At 60.0% G+C, this 19,398-nt stretch carries 19 protein-coding genes; 16 read left to right on the top strand and 3 right to left on the bottom strand.

All coding sequences use genetic code 11. The features are described from left to right. Positions 1-94 precede the first annotated feature (94 nt). From EGX79_08005 to EGX79_07950, 12 genes are all read left to right on the top strand, one after another. Positions 95-1,927, top strand: coding sequence for a long-chain fatty acid--CoA ligase (locus EGX79_08005; protein AYX82134.1), 1,833 nt, complete (start codon positions 95-97; stop codon positions 1,925-1,927). A 205-nt stretch (positions 1,928-2,132) separates the two neighbouring features. Further along, positions 2,133-2,819, top strand: a complete 687-nt coding sequence (locus EGX79_08000) for a hypothetical protein (GenBank protein ID AYX82133.1) — start codon at positions 2,133-2,135, stop codon at positions 2,817-2,819. Then, positions 2,816-3,979 carry a coproporphyrinogen III oxidase gene (locus EGX79_07995; GenBank protein ID AYX82132.1) on the top strand — a complete coding sequence of 388 codons (1,164 nt, stop codon included), beginning with the start codon at positions 2,816-2,818 and terminating at the stop codon, positions 3,977-3,979. Before EGX79_08000 ends, EGX79_07995 begins: the two co-directional genes overlap by 4 nt. A gap of 9 nt (positions 3,980-3,988) precedes the next feature. After that, complete coding sequence (hrcA, locus tag EGX79_07990; protein AYX82131.1) at positions 3,989-5,026, top strand: heat-inducible transcriptional repressor HrcA; 1,038 nt, start codon at positions 3,989-3,991, stop codon at positions 5,024-5,026. Between the two features lie 2 nt (positions 5,027-5,028). Further along, on the top strand, positions 5,029-6,159 hold the full coding sequence (dnaJ, locus tag EGX79_07985; protein ID AYX82130.1) for a molecular chaperone DnaJ: 1,131 nt from the start codon (positions 5,029-5,031) through the stop codon (positions 6,157-6,159). A gap of 44 nt (positions 6,160-6,203) precedes the next feature. Further along, on the top strand, positions 6,204-6,983 hold the full coding sequence (locus EGX79_07980; protein ID AYX82129.1) for a 16S rRNA (uracil(1498)-N(3))-methyltransferase: 780 nt from the start codon (positions 6,204-6,206) through the stop codon (positions 6,981-6,983). Between the two features lie 12 nt (positions 6,984-6,995). Beyond that, positions 6,996-8,024 (top strand): PhoH family protein, encoded by a 1,029-nt coding sequence (locus tag EGX79_07975; protein AYX82128.1) that lies wholly within the window; start codon positions 6,996-6,998, stop codon positions 8,022-8,024. A 16-nt stretch (positions 8,025-8,040) separates the two neighbouring features. Further along, positions 8,041-8,574, top strand: a complete 534-nt coding sequence (gene ybeY, locus EGX79_07970; GenBank protein AYX82127.1) for an rRNA maturation RNase YbeY — start codon at positions 8,041-8,043, stop codon at positions 8,572-8,574. Then, positions 8,571-9,899: an HlyC/CorC family transporter gene (locus tag EGX79_07965; GenBank protein ID AYX82126.1), complete on the top strand. Its 1,329-nt coding sequence runs from the start codon at positions 8,571-8,573 to the stop codon at positions 9,897-9,899. Before ybeY ends, EGX79_07965 begins: the two co-directional genes overlap by 4 nt. Then, entirely contained in the window at positions 9,886-10,845 is a 960-nt protein-coding gene (locus EGX79_07960; protein AYX82125.1) for a GTPase Era, read from the top strand. The genes EGX79_07965 and EGX79_07960 overlap by 14 nt, the downstream gene beginning before the upstream one ends. Positions 10,846-10,849: 4 nt before the next feature. Next, positions 10,850-11,599 (top strand): DNA repair protein RecO, encoded by a 750-nt coding sequence (gene recO / locus EGX79_07955; GenBank protein ID AYX82124.1) that lies wholly within the window; start codon positions 10,850-10,852, stop codon positions 11,597-11,599. Positions 11,600-11,618: 19 nt separating this feature from the next. Further along, on the top strand, positions 11,619-12,350 hold the full coding sequence (locus tag EGX79_07950) for an isoprenyl transferase (protein ID AYX82123.1): 732 nt from the start codon (positions 11,619-11,621) through the stop codon (positions 12,348-12,350). Positions 12,351-12,386: 36 nt separating this feature from the next. Here the strand turns inward: EGX79_07950 and EGX79_07945 are convergent, their stop codons facing one another. Beyond that, positions 12,387-12,881: a transcriptional repressor gene (locus tag EGX79_07945; GenBank protein ID AYX82122.1), complete on the bottom strand. Its 495-nt coding sequence runs from the start codon at positions 12,879-12,881 to the stop codon at positions 12,387-12,389. Between the two features lie 190 nt (positions 12,882-13,071). Between EGX79_07945 and EGX79_07940 the strand changes: the two genes are divergently transcribed. From EGX79_07940 to EGX79_07930, 3 genes are read left to right on the top strand one after another with little or no spacing between them, the layout of a single operon-like run. Then, positions 13,072-14,457 carry a glycine--tRNA ligase gene (locus EGX79_07940; protein ID AYX82121.1) on the top strand — a complete coding sequence of 462 codons (1,386 nt, stop codon included), beginning with the start codon at positions 13,072-13,074 and terminating at the stop codon, positions 14,455-14,457. Further along, positions 14,457-15,026, top strand: a complete 570-nt coding sequence (locus tag EGX79_07935; protein ID AYX82120.1) for a hypothetical protein — start codon at positions 14,457-14,459, stop codon at positions 15,024-15,026. Before EGX79_07940 ends, EGX79_07935 begins: the two co-directional genes overlap by 1 nt. Beyond that, positions 15,014-15,430 carry a hypothetical protein gene (locus tag EGX79_07930; protein AYX82119.1) on the top strand — a complete coding sequence of 139 codons (417 nt, stop codon included), beginning with the start codon at positions 15,014-15,016 and terminating at the stop codon, positions 15,428-15,430. Before EGX79_07935 ends, EGX79_07930 begins: the two co-directional genes overlap by 13 nt. A gap of 8 nt (positions 15,431-15,438) precedes the next feature. Here EGX79_07930 and EGX79_07925 read toward each other — a convergent pair whose 3' ends face one another. Further along, complete coding sequence (locus tag EGX79_07925; protein ID AYX82118.1) at positions 15,439-17,454, bottom strand: TPM domain-containing protein; 2,016 nt, start codon at positions 17,452-17,454, stop codon at positions 15,439-15,441. Between the two features lie 46 nt (positions 17,455-17,500). Between EGX79_07925 and EGX79_07920 the strand changes: the two genes are divergently transcribed. Continuing rightward, positions 17,501-18,793 (top strand): deoxyguanosinetriphosphate triphosphohydrolase, encoded by a 1,293-nt coding sequence (locus EGX79_07920; GenBank protein AYX82117.1) that lies wholly within the window; start codon positions 17,501-17,503, stop codon positions 18,791-18,793. 4 nt (positions 18,794-18,797) lie between these two features. Here the strand turns inward: EGX79_07920 and EGX79_07915 are convergent, their stop codons facing one another. Then, positions 18,798-19,301, bottom strand: a complete 504-nt coding sequence (locus tag EGX79_07915; protein AYX82116.1) for a ribonuclease — start codon at positions 19,299-19,301, stop codon at positions 18,798-18,800. Positions 19,302-19,398: the final 97 nt, after the last annotated feature.

Raw genomic sequence — 19,398 nt, 5'->3', positions numbered from 1 at the left:
TGAAATCACAACGGCGCAGGGTTTGATGTTCTAAGTTGATTCCTAACGAAACCAACGACGGACAGAACTACCGAAAGTAGGGGTTTGTAACTCGATGCGTGAATATACTACCGAGGCGAAATACGTCATCGGCGAGGACGAAACGATTATTACCTCGCTGCAGGAGCTGGTGCAGAAGCGCCCGAAGCTGGTGCTTTTCACTCGCCCCAAGAACTTTGAGTGGGTAAATGTCACTGCTCAGGAGTTCTATGACGAGGCAAAGGGCGTCGCTAAGGGGCTAATTGCCAACGGTGTTCAGCCGGGCGACCGCGTAGCGCTGCTCAGTGAGACTCGCTACGAGTGGAACCTGATCAATACCGCTATCTGGATGGCAGGCGCTGCTGTTGTCCCGATTTACGGCTCTTCTTCGTCTGGCCAGATTCGTTGGATTATTGAAAACTCCGGTGCTGTTTTCGCATTTACCGAGTCGCGTGAGCACACCGACCGCATGAAGCCTCTGCTGGTCGAAAAGGGCACCGAGAACCCGGAGGGCGAGTCTCAGCTGCGTCGTGTACTGGAGATTAACGCTTCCGCTACTGACACCATTAGCTACGAAGGCCGTGACATTGACGGCGACGAGGTCGAGCGCCGCATCAAGGACACCAAGGCCGACGACCTGGCAACCGTGATTTACACCTCCGGTACCACTGGTCGTCCGAAGGGCTGCGTGCTCCTGCACAGCAACTGGCTGGCGGAGGCCCGCGCCATCCTCACCAACGAGATTGGCCTGATTGCCCGTCCGGGGAACCGCATTCTGACCTTCCTGCCGTTGGCGCACGTGTTGGCTCACGCAGTGTCCCTGGCTTCGATGATTTCCGGTGCTACCCAGTCTCACTGGGCTGATACCAAGACCGTCACCCTGGAGTTCCAGCGTTCCCGTCCGCACATGATTCTCGGTGTGCCGCGCGTGTTCGAGAAGGTTCGTGACTCCGCCTACGCCTCCGCTAAGGAGAAGGGCGCATTCGGCCTGGCCATGTTCGAGCGTGCTGAGGCCACCGCCATCGAGTACTCCAAGGCACTGGATACTCCGGCAGGTCCGTCGCGTGTCTTGAAGCTGCGTCGCCAGCTCTACGATCGCCTGCTGTTCTCGAAAATTCGCGCAGCTATGGGTGAGGCCGTGCAGTACACCATTTCCGGTGGTTCGGCTCTGTCCTCTGACCTCGGGCACTTCTTCCGTGGTCTCGGTGTGCCTGTCTACGAAGGCTACGGTCTGACTGAGTCCACGGCTGCCGTCACCGTGAACAACCCGAGCGAGCAGATTATTGGTACCGTTGGTCGTCCGGTCGGTGGTTGCTCCGCCGCTATCGCTGATGACGGCGAAGTTCTGCTCCGTGGTCCGGTTGTGTTCGACCGCTACTGGAAGAACGAAGAGGCAACCAAGGAAGCCTTCATCGACGGCGAATGGTTTAAGACTGGTGACCTCGGTGAGCTGACCGAAGAAGGCCACCTGAAGATCACCGGCCGCAAGAAGGACCTCATTGTCACCGCTGGTGGTAAGAATGTCGCGCCGGGCCCGATGGAAGACCGCATGCGTGCGCACCCGCTGGTGTCCCAGGCAGTCGTCATCGGCGATGGTCGTCCGTTCGTCTCCGTGTTGGTCACTCTCGATGAGGAGGCACTGGAGAAGTGGAAGATTGAGCACTCCGTCCCCGAGCACACCTCGATCCGTGAACTCGCTGCCTCCAGCGCAGTTTTGCGCGCCGAGATTCAGGACGCCGTCAACTCCGCTAACGAGCTGGTTTCTCACGCAGAGGCCATTAAGAAGTTCCATATTCTGGACAGTGACTTCACCGAGGAAAGCGGCGAGCTGACCCCGACCATGAAGGTCAAGCGCAACATTGTCATGGACAACTACTCGCGTGACATTGAGGCTCTCTACCAGCGTTAATTCACGGTCTACCCGCTGCCGATAGAAAACGGCAGCGTGTTGTTACCGCGCTAGCGCCCCTCACCCCATTAAGGTGAGGGGCGCTAGAAATTTTTAAGGAGTTTTCAGTTTTCGAAAGTCGGCATTCGTCAATGTTCGTCGATATTCGAAAGCGGAAGACTGCAATGATGTCACCGGCGCCGAAGATGTCGTGGGAGGGCGGGCAATGATTAACCACTTCGATGCTCGGCTACGCCTGCGCGAAGTGACCCAAGAGCTCTACGACATTGGTGACGAAGTTGCCGAACACATCGAGCACCTTGCTCAGGCGGTTGCTGATGTAGATCGTGAGCTGGTGGACGAATGTGTCCTCGAGCTCGCTGACATCGTCGACGAGGCCGTTGAGGACTGCCGCCCTCTGATTGGTGAGCTTGATGGTCTACGCCAAGCGTTTACCTCCGGCATTCGCTCGGGGCGCATCGGTACTCTTTCCTCCGCTTCGACACCGCGTCGACACCCGCATCCGGCACCGAAGTCGCCGGATGTGCAGTCACTGTCGCTCATTCCGGCTCCTTTGAAGCATCCGGTTGCAGTCCCTACGGTCACGCAGGCAATGATTGCTCGCTCCGATGCCGTGGCTTCTTACCTGGAGGAACTCGCCGACTGGGTTTCCGCCGAAAACATCCGAGGCGTGGAAAAGCTCGGTAGTGTGGTGCTTCCGCAGCTTTACGCACAGTCTGGCCGCCGTGCACTGTCCGCTGCCGCCGCTTGGTGTGTTGCTGTTCCCGAGACTCATCCGGCAGTTGCCAATGCGCTGCGCGGCCGTAGGCCTCCGGAGTTCCTGATGGAACGTGCCCGCATCGATGAAATTGTCCGCCGCGTCAAGCAACGTCGAGCCAAGGAGCATGCGTGAGCGAAGCCTCCGCACACACCGATTCCTTCGGTGTCTACTTACACGTCCCATTCTGTGCCACCCGTTGTGGCTACTGTGATTTCAACACGTACACGCCAGGTCAGCTGGGCAGTGGCGCAACGCAGGGAGACTACCTCGATGCCATCGTGGCTGAGCTCGAGATGGCCGTCGTAAAGCACCCCGAACTAGCGCGTGGCGCCGATACCGTATTCGTCGGCGGTGGTACGCCGTCGATGTTGGGGGCGAGTGGTCTTCGTCGCCTGCTCGACGGTGTGCGCAACAGCTTTGGGCTTGCCGACGACGCCGAGGTCACCACCGAGTCGAATCCCGAGTCGACCTCCCCGGAGTTTTTCGAAGGCTTGGCCGAGGCAGGGTTTACCCGGGTGAGTCTGGGCATGCAGTCGGCTGTGCCGCATGTGCTGGCCACTCTGGATCGTACGCACACGCCGGGGCGTCCTGCGGCGGCAGTGGCGGAGGCACGCGCGGCCGGCTTTGAGCACATCAACCTCGACGTTATCTATGGCACGCCAGGGGAGTCGATGGCGAACCTCGATACGACGTTGGAGGCAGTCCTGGCCACGGACGTCGATCATGTTTCGGCGTACTCACTGATCGTCGAGCCGGGTACCGCGATGGCGCGTAAGGTCCGTCGTGGTGAGCTGCCGATGCCTGACGACGACGATCTCGCCGACCGCTACGAGCGCATCGATGCCGCACTGAGTCAAGCCGGTTTTTCCTGGTACGAGGTGTCCAACTGGGCAAAACCGGGCGGCCAATGTCGTCACAATATGCTCTACTGGCGCGATGGAAATTGGTGGGGTGCGGGCCCCGGTGCACATTCGCACCTGGATGGCACGAGGTTTTACAACGTCAAGCATCCGGCTCGCTACGCGGCGACCATTTCCGGCGGAGAATTGCCGATTAAGGATTCAGAAGGGCTAACGGCCGAGGATCGGCACACTGAGAAGATTATGCTGGGCCTCCGCTTGGCCGAGGGTATCGATGCCAATCTGCTCGGTGAGGATGAGCTGGGCAAGGCACGTCGGCAAGCGGAAGCGGGCATGGTGGAGTTTGTTTCCGTCGATGGTGGCCAGCGGATTCAGCTGACCAATCGCGGTCGTTTGCTGGCCGACGCAATAATTGTTGATATCCTTAGTTAAACTATCCGCATGTCATCTCAGACGGATAAGCGCAGGCAGGAAGTTCTTCGGGCAATTGTCTCGGATTACGTAGCTTCCCAGGAGCCGGTCGGCTCGAAGGCTCTGGTGGAGCGCCACAATCTGGGTGTGTCCTCGGCGACCATTAGAAATGACATGGCGGTGCTGGAGGCTGAAGGTTATATCCAGCAGGAACATGCATCGTCCGGGCGTATCCCGACTGAGAAGGGCTACCGCCTTTTTGTGGACAATCTTTCGCAGATTAAGCCGCTGTCCCGGGCCGAGCGCCGAGCTATCCTCGAGTTCCTCGAAGGCGGCGTCGATCTGGAGGACGTGCTGCGCCGCAGTGTGCAGCTGCTGGCCCAGCTAACTCGTCAGGTCGCAGTGGTGCAGGTGCCGACGCTGGAGGTCTCCCGCGTCCGGCACTGCGAGGTCGTACAGCTCGCCGACGCGCGATTGTTGCTGGTAGTCATCACTGACACCGGGCGCGTGGAGCAGCGCAATGTTGAGCTGCCAGCACCGATGGATCCCGATCTCGTGCCGCTCTTGCGTGAGCATTTCAACCGCGCAATGTCGGGGCACACGCTTGCCGACGCGTCGATTGCGATCTCCGATCTTGCGGCTAACGCCCCGCGTGATTTGCGGGATGTGCTTATTCGCTGCTCGACGGTGCTGGTGGAGTCGTTGATTGAGAAGCCGAATGACAGACTCATCCTGGCCGGGGCATCGAATTTGACCCGTGGTAATATGGCCGGTCGCTTACCTTCTACGTTGCCCATGGTTCTTGAAGCTCTCGAAGAACAGGTGGTCGTGCTGAAACTGCTGTCGGCCGCGCAGGATTTGCACCACGTTCGCGTTTCCATCGGTGAGGAAAACGAGGACGAGGAGCTGCGCGCTACCTCAGTTGTTTCAACTGGCTATGGAACCGGCACCGAAATTTTGGGTGGCATGGGCGTAGTTGGCCCCACATTTATGGATTATCCGGGAACAATTTCCTCGGTTGCTGCTGTTGCACAGTACGTTGGCCGGGTATTGAAAGGAAGTAGCTAAAGTTGGCACGCGACTATTACGGCATCCTCGGAGTGGAGAAGGACGCTACGGACGCTGAGATTAAGAAGGCGTACCGAAAGCTGGCGCTCAAGTACCACCCAGACCGTAATCCGGGTGATGAAGAAGCTGCGGAGAAGTTCCGTGAGGCCTCTGAGGCGAACGAGGTCCTGCTGGATCCTGAAAAGCGCCGGATTGTGGATATGGGAGGAGATCCTCTCAATCCGCAGGGCGGTATGCCAGGCGGTGGCTTCGGCGGTTTCGGCGGCGGCGGAGTCGGCGATATCTTCGAGGCATTCTTCGGCGGTGCCGGCGGTACCCGCCAGCGCCGCTCGCGTGTGCAGCCAGGTGCAGATGCGCTGCTGCGTATTTCTCTGGGCCTCGATGAGGCATTCACCGGTGTCCGCAAGCCCATCACGGTGGACACCGCGGTGCTGTGTGAGCAGTGCGAGGGAACCGGCTCGAAGTCCAAGTCCAAGCCGAAGATGTGTACCAGCTGTGATGGCACTGGCGAGATTCAACAGGTCCAGCGTTCTTTCCTGGGCAATGTGATGACCTCGCGGCCGTGCCCGACTTGTGAGGGCACCGGCGAGATCATCCCCGATCCGTGTAACAACTGCGGTGGCGATGGCCGCGTCCGTGCTCGCCGTGATCTGACGGTCAACGTTCCGGCAGGTATCTCTGATGGCATGCGTATTCGCATGGCAGGGCAGGGCGAGGTCGGTCCGGGCGGTGGCCCGGCGGGTGACCTCTACGTGGAAGTTGCCATGGACCCGCACCCTGTATTCGAGCGTGAGGGCGATGATCTGCACTTTAACGTGCAGGTGCCCATGGCTGATGCCGCACTTGGTACCGAGTTTGAGGTCGACGACCTGCTCGGCGAACCAATGACCATCAAGGTTGATTCGGGCACCCAGCCGGCAGAGCAGATTCGTCTGTCGGGTAAGGGCATGCCGCATCTGCGCGGCGAGGGCAACGGCGACGTGGTCGCACACGTCGATGTCACGGTGCCGACGAAGCTGGACCGCAAGTCCCGCGAGCTGCTGGAGAAGCTACGCGAGCACCGCGATGATGATGCCAAGGTGGCAGACTCGAGTGAGCGCAACGGTTTCTTCTCCCGATTCCGCCGCCGTTAGAACACGCCATCCCCAAAGCCCCCTCCAGTGAGTGTGAAGCACACATGAGTTTGCCCGTATTCCTCGGTGAGTTCACCGAGCTGCCGCGCCCGGAAGAAATCATTCGAATCCTCGGGTCGGAGGCAAAGCACATCAGCGTTCGCAGGCTGAAGGAGGGCGCGGAGATTCTTCTTGCCAATGGTGCGGACAAGGTGGTGCGGGCACAGCTCATGCACGTAGATCCGCGTGAGGTCCACGTTCGCGTAGTTGCCGCCGAGGAACGTCCACGTCCGCGCCCGCACGTCACTGTGGTGCAGGCACTGCCGAAGTCGGATCGTGCTGAGCTTGCGGTCGATTTGATGACCGAGGCTGGGGTCGATGAGATTATCCCCTGGGCGGCCGTGAATTGTGTGGCCCGATGGCAGGGTACCGCGAAGGTCACTAAGGCCCGCGCCAAGTGGCAGTCGGCTGCGCGCGAGGCAGCCAAGCAGGCTCGTCGTGCATGGATTCCGCCGGTCGCTGACCTGCATAGCTCCGCTGATATTGAGCAACTCATCCAGGAAACCACGTCAGCAGGTGGTGTGGCAGCAGTTTTGCACGAGGAGGAAACAGCTCCGTTCGTGGACTTCGCCGCGCAGGCAGCAAACGCTGACAAGGTTCTTTTCATCGTCGGCCCAGAAGGGGGAGTCAGCCCTGGGGAACTCGAGGCCTTCCGCGCCGCAGGTGCTAGCTCGGTAGTACTCGGCCCGACAGTTCTCCGCAGCGCCCTCGCGGGAGCTGCTGCTCTTTGCGCACTGGGCCCGTTGACAAAGCGCTGGGGCGGCGCACCCACGCCTGGTCAGTAGGATAGACGCATAATGACAAAGTATTCAGTAACTGCTCGTACCACTGCCGTCGTCGAGCTCGATGACAATCTCGCGCCGATTGTGGTCGGTCATGCGGATCAGAACCTACGTCTGCTGGAATCTCTGCTGGCAGCGGATATTCATGTCCGCGGCGGAGTTGTGACAATCAAGGGTGCTCCGGCGGATGTTTCGTTGGCTGTCCGCGCGTTCAAGGAGCTAGAGGCAATGGCCCGTCGTGGGCACGAGCTCTCCCCGGAGTCGGTGCGGCACGCGGTGGGCATTGTGGATCGCGGGGAGAAGTCCGCCAGCGAGGTGCTCGGTGGCGGCATCGTGACACATCGTGGCAAGACCGTGCGTCCCAAGACCGAGGGACAAAAGAACTACGTCGATGCCATCGACCGCTATAACGTTGTTTTCGGTATCGGCCCAGCCGGTACGGGCAAGACCTTCTTGGCCATGGCCAAGGCGGTTGCTGCACTGAAGAATAAGCAGGTAGAACGCATTATTCTGACTCGCCCCGCAGTGGAGGCGGGTGAGAACCTGGGCTTCCTGCCGGGTACTCTGCACGAGAAGATTGACCCCTACCTGCGCCCATTGCACGATGCGATGCGCGAAATGCTTGAGCCAGAGCTGATTCCAAAGCTGATGGAAACTGGGGTAGTGGAGGTCGCACCGCTGGCGTACATGCGCGGTCGTACCTTGAACAATGCGTTCATCATTCTCGACGAAGCACAGAACACTACTCCGGCGCAGATGAAAATGTTCCTCACCCGCCTGGGCTTCGGTTCGAAGATGGTCATCACCGGTGACGCCAGCCAGGTCGACCTGCCTCGAGGGCAGAAGTCCGGTCTAGCTGTCGCCCGTGAGGTGCTGCGCAGTGTGCCGGGAATCGCTTTTCCGGCGCTGGCGGCTGCGGATGTGGTGCGCAACCCGCTGGTAACCGCAATTGTCGAGGCCTACGATGACTACGATGCCTATAACGAAGGTATTGAACAGGGCGCCGAGTCCCCACAAAAGCGACAGTCCGCCACAAAGCGATAAAGGACGCTGAAATTACATGAGCATTGAAGTTTTCAACGAGTCCGGTCAGGGCGTCAATGAAGAGTCGCTTATCGACGTTGCCCGTTATGCGCTGGGCCGCCTGGACGTGCATCCGGCAGCTGAGCTGAGCATTCACATTGTCGACTTGAAGACGATCGAAGACCTCCATGTGCGCTGGCTGGATCTGCCGGGGCCGACTGATGTGATGAGCTTCCCGATGGATGAGCTCACTCCTGGCTCTGGCCGACCAGATGCAGCTAGCCCAGGGCCTGCGATGCTGGGCGACATTGTGTTGTGCCCGGAGTTTGCCGCGGGGCAGGCGGAGCGTGCAGGCCATCCGCTGAGCCACGAGTTGGTACTGCTCACCGTGCACGGCGTACTGCACCTGTTGGGTTATGACCATGTCACGGCGGAGGAAGAGCGCCAGATGTTCTCCCTGCAGAATGGCCTGTTGGCGGATTGGTACGACGACATCGATCGTCGTGGCGTGAGCTTTTCCGAAAAACCAATTAACCCCAATGCGTTCCCGGAGCGTTCTAACGAGCGATGATCACTTTGATAATTGTCGCCGTTGTGGCGATGATCTGCGCTGGCGGACTTAACACAGTCGAAACTGCGGTCGCAGGCATTTCCCGTGCGCGCGTGGCAGAGCTGCAGCGTGACGAGGTCGCAGGTGCTAATGCGCTTCTCAAGGTCGTAGAAAATCGCGCTCGGCACGTCAATGTGCTGGTGATTTTGCGTACGCTGTGCGAGTCAATCGGTGCAGTGACGCTTGCGGCAGTTTGTCTTAAGCTTTTCGAGCCGGAGCGCTGGGCCATTGTGGCTGCAGTGGTGTTGTTGGCTCTGTTCACCTTCCTGGTCCTCGGGGTGTTTTCCCGCACGATGGGTCGGAAGAATCCGTACTCGATTTCCCTCGCCACCGCGGTCGTTCTGAGTTTTATGGCCAAGGTGTTGGGGCCACTGGAAAAGTTGCTGATTTGGTTCGGCAACATCATCACCCCTGGTGGTGGCTTCCGCGATGGCCCGTTCGCCACTGAAGTCGAGTTGCGCGAGATGGTCGATATCGCCCAGGAGCGCGGCATTGTGGAGCACGATGAGCGCCGCATGATTCAGTCTGTGTTCGATCTCGCGGAAACGTCGGCACGCGTTGTTATGGTTCCGCGCCCAGAGATGGTGTGGATTGAGGCGGATAAGCACTGTGGTCAGGCAGTGGCCCTATGCGTGAAGTCGGGTCACTCGCGACTGCCGGTGATTGGCGAGAGCGTTGAGGACATCGTCGGCGTCATTTACTTGAAGGACATTGTCCAGCAGACGTACTCGCGTACTGATGGCGGTCGCGGTGTTCGCGTCTCCGAGGTCATGCGTGACTGCGTTTTTGTGCCCGATTCCAAGCCACTGGATGACCTGCTCGATGAAATGCAGCGCACCCGCAATCACATCGCCATTCTCATCGACGAATATGGATCGGTCGCCGGTCTTATCTCTATTGAGGACATCCTCGAGGAGATTGTCGGTGAGATTGCCGACGAATACGACGAGGCCGAGCAGGCCCCCATCGAACCACTGGGGGATGCCTCCTACCGCGTGCAGGCGCGCCTCAGCTTGGGCGAGCTCATAGAGCTTTACGACGAAGCCCACGGGCGCCAACTCGTCTTCGATGACGAGGTCACCGATGAGGTGGATACGGTCTCCGGTCTGTTGGCATATGAGCTTGGACGTGTGCCACTGCCCGGTTCGTACGTAGAATATGCAGGACTGAAGTTTACCGCCGAGGGCTCGCGTGACCGTCGTGGTCGTATGCGGGTACGCACTGTGGTGGTGGAGCCGACTGCGGAGTTTTACTCCGAGGAAGAAGATACTGATGGGCAATCTTGATGACATGCTGGCCAATGCTGGACTTGGCGGAGATGCTGATGATTACAGTGCGCCGGAGGGCTTTCGCTCTGGGTTCGTCTCTATCGTGGGGCGTCCGAATACCGGTAAGTCGACGCTGACCAATTCCCTGGTGGGCGAGAAGATCGCTATTACCGCTAACCAGCCGGAAACCACGCGTCATCCAGTCCGAGGTGTAGTCCACCGCGAGAACTGTCAGATTGTTGTCGTGGATACGCCAGGTCTGCACAAGCCACGCACGCTGCTCGGTGAGCGCCTGAATGACATGGTTCAGGAGACCTACTCCGATGTGGACTTGGTCGCGATGGTCGTGCCTGCCGACGAGAAAATTGGCCCCGGTGACCGCTGGATTTACGAGAACGTCTCCAAAGGTTGCAAGAACATCATGGGCATTGTGTCCAAGGTGGATAAGGTCTCGCGCGACACCATTATTGAGCGCCTGATCGAGCTGCAGGAGTTGCTCGGTCCGGATGCCGAGCTGGTGCCACTGTCGTCGAAGTCCGGCGAGAACATCAACACGCTGATTGATGTCATGGCTTCCCAGTTGCCGGAGGGACCGCGCCTGTACCCGAAGGGGCACATCACCGATGAGGATCTGCACACCCGGATGGCAGAGCTCATCCGCGAGGCGGCCCTCGGCGGTCTGCGCGATGAGTTGCCGCATTCCGTGGCAGTCCAGATTGATGAGGTGCTGCCAAACCAGGACCGCGAAGGCGTCCTGGATGTCCACGCCGTTATCTATGTCGAGCGTTCGGGGCAGAAGTCCATCCTCATGGGGCGCGACGGTCGACGCATGGGCACCACCATTCATAAGGCTCGTAAGGAACTCATTGCGCTGCTCGGTCAGAATGTTTACCTTGACCTGCGGGTGAAGGTATTGAAGGACTGGCAGTCGGACCCGAAGCAGCTGGGCAAGTTGGGATTCTAAAAAGTTGGTCGAGCCGTATCGCGACCGTGCGCTGGTCGTACGCCGCTACGACCTCGGCGAAGCCGACCGCATCATCGTCCTTTTCACCCGCGACCACGGCTTAGTCCGCGGTGTCGCCAAAGGCGTGCGGCGCGCGAAGAGCCGCTTCGGCTCGCGCCTCTCACCATTCGTCGACGTGGATGTCAACATCTACCCACGCCGAGGACTGTCCACTATCGCAGGCGCAGATACCGTGCGCACGTGGGCAGCACCGCTTGTCGACGACTATGCGCGCTACACCTGTGCGTGTGCAGTCCTGGACGTCGCCGAACGCATTGTCGGCGAGGAGCAAGTGCCGGCTCCCGAATTGTGGGATCTCACCACTCAATCGCTCGACGACGTTGCGGCCGGTCGCCATCGCCCCGATTTGTTGCTGACCTCCTACATTCTGCGAGCAATGGCGCAGGCCGGTTGGCAGCCAAGCCTCTTTGAATGCGCAGGCTGCGGCAAAGCCGGCCCTCACCACGCGTTTTCTCCCGCACTGGGCGGAGCAGTGTGCACCAACTGCAGGCCACCGGGTGCAGATACTCCGCCGACCGAGGTTCTGCATCTGATGTGGCAGCTTGCTCATGAGCAATGGGCGGGCATCGATACGTCGTCAAGCGATTTTGAGGGGCGGATTGCGACGGCGCGTACCCTAACGGCGAAGTACCTGCAGTACTACCTGGGCCGCCGGGTGCCGGCGCTGGAACATGTGGATGCTTTTTGGCAGTAAGCAGTAGCGGTGGGGCACAATAGGAAGCGTGTTGAATCCTCCTGTACCGCAGCAATTCGTGCCCAATCACATCGCGCTCGTGATGGACGGCAATGGTAGATGGGCCGAACAGCGTGGGCTCAAACGCACCGAGGGGCACAAGCGTGGTGAGGCCGTGCTGATGGAGTGCGTCGATGCTTGTTTGGAGATGGGCGTCAAGCACCTGTCGGCTTACGCATTTTCCACTGAGAATTGGCGCCGTTCGGTCGATGAGGTCCGATTCCTTATGGGCTTTAATCGCGATGTGCTGCGCCGACGTCGTGATGAGTTGGATTCGAAGAACGTTCGCGTGCGTTGGGCAGGGCGTCGCCCGCGACTGTGGCGCTCGGTTATTAAGGAACTTGAGATTGCCGAGGAGCAGACGAAGGACAATGACGCGCTAACTCTGTATATGTGCGTCAACTACGGTGGTCGCGCTGAAATTGTTGATGCTGCTAGAGAGATTGCTCGTCAGGCAGCAGCGGGGGAGCTCAGCGAATATGACTTGACCGAGAAGTCTTTCGCACAGTTCCTGGATGAGCCGACTATGCCGGATGTTGATCTGTTCCTGCGTCCATCGGGCGAGCAGCGCACGTCCAACTTCTTAATCTGGCAGTCCGCCTATGCGGAGATGGTCTATCAGGACAAGCTTTTCCCGGATTTCGGTCGGGATGACATGCGCGCCGCAGTGGTGGAGTACGCCAAGCGCGACCGTAGGTTCGGCAAGGCCTAGAGCCGAAATTTTTTAGGGGGGGGGAGGGAGCCCGGGCTACTTCTTCTGGCAGTCCCTGCACAGGCCGAAGACCTCAGCAGTGTGCCCGGTCAGATTAAAACCGTGCTCCTCCGCAAGGCTGTGAGCCCACTGCTCGACAGGGCCGCCGGCGACTTCAACGGTGCTGCCGCAATCGGTGCAGACCAGGTGATGATGGTGGTGGTCACCGCACAGCCGGTAGAGAGCCTCTCCGGAGGCATTGTGCAGAACATCGACAATGTCCATTTCTGCAAGGGACTGGAGCGTCCGATAGACCGTCGTCAAGCCGACCTTGTCCCCACGTTCCGTCAGCGACTTATGAATGTCAGCAGCGGAGCGAAAATTAGGGGCCTCACTCATAATCGACACGACGGCGCGGCGTTGGCGAGTACTGCGCTGGCCGATGCGGGTTGCGGCCGGCCGCGCGGAGGCGTGTGCCCCGGTGCTAGCGGGGGAGCCCGTACCACGTGGGTTTTCGCCAGAACTAACTTCGTGCATATCTTCGCCAGCCATGTAACCGACACTACCCGGTATCGGTTGGACAAGATGCGCTAGAGTATAGGGGAACTTTTAACTGGCCTGTTGGGGTCAGTACATTTTGCTTTTCATTATGTCGTTCGCCGCACGGAACGGGCTGAATTGTGTGCCCGGAAAAGGCGTGTGGTGTGCGATGCGAAGCCATTTATAAGGAGTGGTCTAGACCGTGGCACCTAAGTCAGTTGTCGATACCGTCGCCAACCTGTGTAAGCGCAGGGGGTTCGTTTACCCGTGTGGTGAAATTTACGGCGGTACCCGCTCGGCATGGGATTACGGTCCCCTGGGTGTGGAGCTGAAGGAAAACATCAAGCGCCAGTGGTGGAAGACCTTCGTCACCGGCCGTAAGGATGTCGTCGGCCTGGATTCCTCCATTATCCTGCCGCGCCAGGTCTGGGAAGCTTCCGGCCACGTCGCTACCTTCACCGACCCGCTGGTGGAGTCCCTGCACACCCACAAGCGCTACCGCGCTGACCACCTGCTGGAGGCCTACGAGGCCAAGCACGGTCACCCGCCGGCCAATGGTCTGGCAGACGTTCCGGACCCGGAGACCGGTCAGCCGGGCAACTGGACCGAGCCGCAGATGTTCTCCGGTCTGATGAAGACCTTCCTCGGCCCGGTCGACAATGAGCAGGGCCTGCACTACATGCGCCCGGAGACCGCTCAGGGTATCTTCGTCAACTTCAAGAACGTTATGACCACGGCTCGCCTGAAGCCACCGTTCGGTATCGGCCAGACCGGTAAGGCATTCCGCAACGAGATCACCCCGGGTAACTTCATCTTCCGTACCCGCGAGTTCGAACAGATGGAGATCGAGTACTTCGTCGCACCGGACCAGGCGGAAGAGAAGTTCGATGAGTGGGTCGACGCCTGCTGGAACTGGTTCATTGACCTGGGCGTTAACCCGGAGAACATGCGTCAGTTCGACGTTCCGAAGGACGAGCGCGCTCACTACTCTGCACGCACAATCGACTTCGAGTACCGTTTCCACTTCCAGGGAAACGAGTGGGGCGAGCTGATGGGTGTCGCCAACCGTACGGACTACGACCTCGGCTGCCACATCGAGCACTCCAAGGAAGACCTGCGTTACCACGACCAGGTTACCGGCGAAAAGTACGTTCCGTACGTCATTGAGCCGTCCTTCGGTCTGACCCGCGCCCTGATGGCCTTCCTGTGTGATGCCTACACCGAGGAAGAGGTGCCGAACGCAAAGGGCGGCACCGACACCCGTACTGTGCTGAAGCTGGACCCGCGTCTGTCGCCGGTTAAGGTTGCTGTTTTGCCGCTGTCGAAGAAGGACACCCTGACTCCGACTGCTGAGGCTGTCGCCGACAAGCTGCGCCAGTACTGGGCCGTCGATTACGACACCTCCGGTGCTATCGGCCGTCGTTACCGTCGCCAGGATGAGATCGGTACTCCGTTCTGTGTCACCGTTGACTTCGATACTCTCGAGGACAACGCTGTGACCGTCCGTGACCGCGACACCATGGAGCAGGAGCGCGTCAAGATTGACGAGCTGGAAGGCTACCTCGCAGCTCGCCTGGTGGGCTGCTAATGGCCGAAGAAGTTTTTTGGGAATCCTATAGTCTCGGCGACGGCTCTCGGGAAAAATCCGAGCAAACCTGGCCGATTCTGAAGGAAAGCACCGAAGTCGGCACGTACATCCGTGATGAGCAGGGCGATCGCCTCAACACCCCGGAAGGGGAGTGGGTCATTGATGCCTCTGCTAATCACCGTGTTTCCGCCACGCTTCCCAACGGCCGCGTGTTCTCGACCGTTGCTGCTGACCGTGACAAGATTTCGCGAGCCAAGCAGCTTTCAGTGACCTTTGGGCCGGATCGTCCTGAAGGCAAGCTGGTGTGCGAGGGATCGACGAACTACGTCATCGAGAATGCGAAGACCGGCGAGAAGTGGGGTCAGTTTACCGGTGCGTCCCGTGGCGTGCGCCACGCAGAGGTGCAGTTCGACACCGATGAGGGCCGTGCGCTGCCGGAAGAGGAGAAGATCTTCCTGGTCTACAGTGCTCGTCGAGTGCTGGAGTCCCGCATGGTTTCCTCTACCTGGATTCTCACTGTCTGCTTGCTCTTGCTGATTGCCTATATGATTTGGGTGTGGATCGTGTAGCAACTATTGCAGACGGCGTCGTTTACGACGAGAACCAAAAGGCCCTGTCCGACGGCTGGAGCTGTCAGGACGGGGTCTTTAGTGCTTTCTGGATCACCTCGTCACAAGGGCGTGGCTGGCAGGTGAAAGCCCGCTTTTTTAGCACGAACGCGCTAGTGATGACGAATCCGGATGAGGGGGATTCTTTCGTCCTAAACAGAGAAGGACGGGGAATTCGCACGGTCTTCGACATCGAGCGGCCAGGCTATGAGCTCGCCCGAATCGTCAGAGAGGACAGTCTAGGCCGAGGGGTATTTGGTGTCTATGCCCAGAAAGGAGACTTCCGGGGGAGTTTCGAAGACTGGCTGATTGCCGCCGCTCTGGCGACGTGGTCTGTGGATGGACCACGCCAGATGCGAATTTAGGCGGGAATCTAGAAGCCCATTGTGCTGCCGGAGCCGCCTGGTCGGCTCGAACCTCCGCCGAAACCGCCGAAGCCACCGATGCTGCCACCAAAGCCGCTGTTGTTGCTGAGCATGCTTCCCAGCACCATGCCGGCGACCATCGATCCGTTGCTGCCGCCACCGCGGCGCTGATCCTGGTAGCGGCGGATGTCACGGCGGGCCAAGTCAGCGGCCTCAGCCGCGAGCTTGCGCGCACGACGTGCGTAGGCCAACGCCTTTCGCGGATCGTCGTTGGCCAAGCCCTGAGCAGAGCCGTAAGCACGCTGCGCCTCCGCGAGGCGAGTGCGAGCCTCAGCGCCAACCACACGGCGGCGGGTAGCAATTAAGTCAGCCGCGGCGCGAATGTGATTGTCGGCATCCTGCATGCTGTGCTGCAAAGTAGCGGTAGCGCGGGCGAACGACGCGGCCTTGTCTCGAGCGGAGTCGAGGGCTTCGTCGAGTAGCTCATCGGCATCGGTCAGTGCGGTCCAGGAACTCAGTGGATCCACTTCGGACTTATTGGCTGCCACACCGAGTGCTTCACGGCCTGCTTCGATGGCCGCATTGAGACGCTCGCGGTTGATGTTGGCGCCTTGCGGTGCCGACATCAGGTGCGAGGCCTCATCGATTTCACCGCGGACCTCGGCGATAAGGGAAGCCAGTCCAGCGACTGCAGCGTGAATATCGCTATCGGCGTGTTCAATGGCCTCCAGAAGACTCTCTGCCTGTGTGAGCGCAAAGTCGGTGGCCGACAGCGCATCAATCAGACCACCTTGCTCACCGGCAGGTAGGTCCGCGATGCGGCGGGCCTCAGACATTGACTGGTCAGCCTGATTCAGGTGCTCCGTGGCCATGTCGATATTGTCGGTCACAGAGCTGAGCATCTGCTCTTCGTAACGTGCGCGCAGACCATCGAGAATTTCGCCGGCACGCGGCATACGTGAACGCAGCTCGACACTTCGCTGAGTGAGCTTCGAAATCGTCGCTTCAGCATTCATCAACTCCTGGCGGAGTTTCTGGAAGTTTGCGGCCTCGCCGTCGAGCTGGTCATCCGCAACACCACAGGTGGAGATAATCTCCAGCAGGACACTGCGGCGCTCGATTTCGTCGGACACGGAGCCGTCGTCAAGCTGTTGGCGAAGTGCAAACGCACGCTCGAGCGTGGACTGAGAGTGCTTCAGTGCGTTGTCGAAGCTGCGGATGCGTTCGGTGCCGAACTCAGCGCGGGCGAGGTCGAGCTCGGTGCGGGCTTTGCGAATGGACTCATCGGTACTGACAATCTCATCGTGCGCAAGAACATCGAGCGAGCTGGTGCTCAGCGAGTCCAGCGAAGAGACATCCTTGGGGTCGATGTTGCGGCCACGAGCGATCTCCTCCTCATCGCGCTTCTTCTTATTGCGGCGGCCCACGGCCCAGGTGGCGCCACCGACAACGGCGGCACCACCGAGGCCGGCGCCGAGTGCCCACCCACCGGCGGAGCCGCTGCCACCGCCTGCCTCGGCGATGGCAGCTTCACCCGCAGCTGCCCAGTTGTCATCCTCTAACAACTGCCCTTGAGCTGCTCTGTTGATGGCCTCCGCGTTGCGGGGGAAGGAGTCTCCGACGAAAGCGCCGAGGTTTCGGTCTTCCACGGCGACGACCAGGACACCGCGGTTGTCGGCAGCTCCGAGGTGCTCCCAGGCCTGCTGCGCCCACTGTTCGCCCTGAATGCCGTCGAAGCTCTTGATGTAAAACACCGAGAACAGGAGTCGCTTCTCTGTCTTGAGCTGCTGAATCTGCTCCTTCAGACGAGCTTCATCGCCGCCGCTCAGCACACCTGCGAGATCAGCCACCTCGCCCGACACATCCGCCGGTGCCTCGGCGTGCGCCAGGGATGCTGACGGCGCGAGTGCCAGCAGCGAAGCAGGTGCGTGAACCGGTGGCTGTGCCGGTAGTGCGGCAGTAATTAGCGGCATGCTCAGGCCGAGAAAAGCACCCGATGCGGCAAGGTAAAGGGGGCGAAACACGCGATTCCTGTCAGACATATCTACAAGGATACGTAACAATAATTACGTGGCCGGTAAATTTTCGTATTCATCTTTTGAACTCGCTCGTATTGTCGAGGAGTCTCCGAAGCAGTCATTGCTGCCCGGGGTGCAGTCCTTGGAAACCCACCGGGCGGCGTTTGCACGAGATCGCGCCCGCGTCCTGCACTCCGCAGCGCTGCGCAGGCTGGCTGACAAAACCCAGGTTGTGGGGCCAGGGGAGGGCGATACTCCCCGCACACGCCTGACTCACTCGCTGGAGGTCGCGCAGATTTCCCGCGGAATCGCCAGCGAGTTGGGTGCAGATGAGGATCTCGCAGAGCTGGCCGGCCTGACCCATGACATCGGGCATCCGCCGTATGGCCACAACGGCGAGCGCGCTCTCAACGAGATTGCCGCTGGGTGCGGCGGGTTTGAGGGCAACGCGCAGACGCTGCGTATTCTCACTCGCCTCGAGCCGAAGGTGCTCGATGGTACAGGTGAGCCCTGCGGACTCAATCTCACTCGGGCGGCGCTCGATGCGGCTTGTAAGTACCCGTGGACGCCAATCGGTCCCGATGGTCAGCTCCGCCACAAGTACGGGGCCTACCAGGAAGATGCCGCAATTCTGCAGTGGATTCGCCAGGGCGTTCCGCACGGCAAGCAGTGTCTTGAGGCGCAGATCATGGACTGGTCTGACGATGTCGCCTATTCCGTCCACGATGTCGAGGATGGCATCGTCTCTGGCCGCGTTGACCTGGGTGTTCTGTGGGACACGGTGGAACTGGCCGCACTCGCTGACAAGGGCGCTGCCGCATTTGGTGGCGATCCAGCGGAGCTCGTCGAGGCTGCCGGGCGTCTTGCCAGCTTGCCGGTGGTATCAGCTGCGGCGTCCTATGATGGTTCGCTGCGCTCGCTGGTCGCGCTGAAACGGATGACCTCGGAGCTGGTCGGCCGTTTTGTCACTGCTTCCGTCGCGGGTACGCGTGCTGCCTCCGGGTCGACGCTTCCGCTCGGGCGTTACGACGCGGACCTCGCCGTGCCCAGCTCGATTCTGGCCGAGGTCACCATGCTGAAGACCATCGCCGTGCTGTATGTGATGGATCTTCCGCGTCATATTCGCCGTCAGGAGCGTGAGCGCGATCGCCTTTTCCGGGTGGCCGAGTATCTGCAGGAGGGTGCTCCGGGAACGCTTGATCCGATGTTCCAGTGGCTCTATTCCCGCGCGGAGAGTGACCAAGCGCGGCTGCGGGTGATTGTTGATCAGCTAGCGTCAATGACGGAGTCGCGTGTAGAGCGGCTTGATCGCCAGATTGCTGGTGTGGCCGCGGCGTGGGGATAGTTGTCTACTCCTCCGCGTCAGGAATTTCGCAGAAGCTCTCGTAGTGGTCGTCGGTGTAGTACCAGACATCCGGATCGTTTTCGGAACCGCCGCCGACAACGATGCGGCGTGCACCGCGGCTGGAATTGCCCGGGGTGGTCACGGTGTATTCGCGGTAGTAGTCACCGCGCTCCTTCGGCAGGCGTCCCTCGTAGTTGCCGAAGTGCTTGCCGTCGTGCTGCGAATAGATGTGGTCCTGGTCGGTCAGGATGCGGTCGATAACATCGTCGGCCTCCTGCGGCAGGGTATCTACTGCGCAGGTGGCACCCTTTGTGCCGGCCTTGTTGCTGCCCAAGTTGGGGCCAGGTTTAGGGCCTGGTTTCGCGCTGGAGGCAGTGGAATCCTGCGACCCCTGTGAGTTCTCGGATGCCGTAGAGTTCTGGTCTCCGCCATCGAGCCCGAAATAACTACCAGCCAGCACCAGGGCGGCAGCGCCTACACCGCTCGCAATCTTCTTCCACTCAGCCATGGCTAGTATCTTTCCATATCTGTCGCCGCCGGCACGCTTTTGGGTTGAGCGCGGGCGGCTCGTCGGCAAGCGAAACCTCTACGGCGGAGTCGATTGG

The organism is Corynebacterium jeikeium (genome assembly GCA_003955985.1).
GTDB classification, from domain to species: domain Bacteria; phylum Actinomycetota; class Actinomycetes; order Mycobacteriales; family Mycobacteriaceae; genus Corynebacterium; species Corynebacterium jeikeium_D.
This window is presented reverse-complemented; position numbering and strand designations above follow the sequence as displayed.

What these genes read in the sequence shown, in the direction of transcription:
- EGX79_07945 (AYX82122.1), bottom strand. Translation starts at nt 12,881, where the DNA reads ATGGCTGGCGAAGATATGCACGAAGTTAGTTCTGGCGAAAACCCACGT.
- EGX79_08000 (AYX82133.1), top strand. Translation starts at nt 2,133, where the DNA reads ATGATTAACCACTTCGATGCTCGGCTACGCCTGCGCGAAGTGACCCAA.
- EGX79_07965 (AYX82126.1), top strand. Translation starts at nt 8,571, where the DNA reads ATGATCACTTTGATAATTGTCGCCGTTGTGGCGATGATCTGCGCTGGC.
- EGX79_07935 (AYX82120.1), top strand. Translation starts at nt 14,457, where the DNA reads ATGGCCGAAGAAGTTTTTTGGGAATCCTATAGTCTCGGCGACGGCTCT.
- EGX79_07975 (AYX82128.1), top strand. Translation starts at nt 6,996, where the DNA reads ATGACAAAGTATTCAGTAACTGCTCGTACCACTGCCGTCGTCGAGCTC.
- EGX79_07960 (AYX82125.1), top strand. Translation starts at nt 9,886, where the DNA reads ATGGGCAATCTTGATGACATGCTGGCCAATGCTGGACTTGGCGGAGAT.
- EGX79_07915 (AYX82116.1), bottom strand. Translation starts at nt 19,301, where the DNA reads ATGGCTGAGTGGAAGAAGATTGCGAGCGGTGTAGGCGCTGCCGCCCTG.
- ybeY (AYX82127.1), top strand. Translation starts at nt 8,041, where the DNA reads ATGAGCATTGAAGTTTTCAACGAGTCCGGTCAGGGCGTCAATGAAGAG.
- hrcA (AYX82131.1), top strand. Translation starts at nt 3,989, where the DNA reads ATGTCATCTCAGACGGATAAGCGCAGGCAGGAAGTTCTTCGGGCAATT.
- EGX79_07980 (AYX82129.1), top strand. Translation starts at nt 6,204, where the DNA reads ATGAGTTTGCCCGTATTCCTCGGTGAGTTCACCGAGCTGCCGCGCCCG.
- EGX79_08005 (AYX82134.1), top strand. Translation starts at nt 95, where the DNA reads ATGCGTGAATATACTACCGAGGCGAAATACGTCATCGGCGAGGACGAA.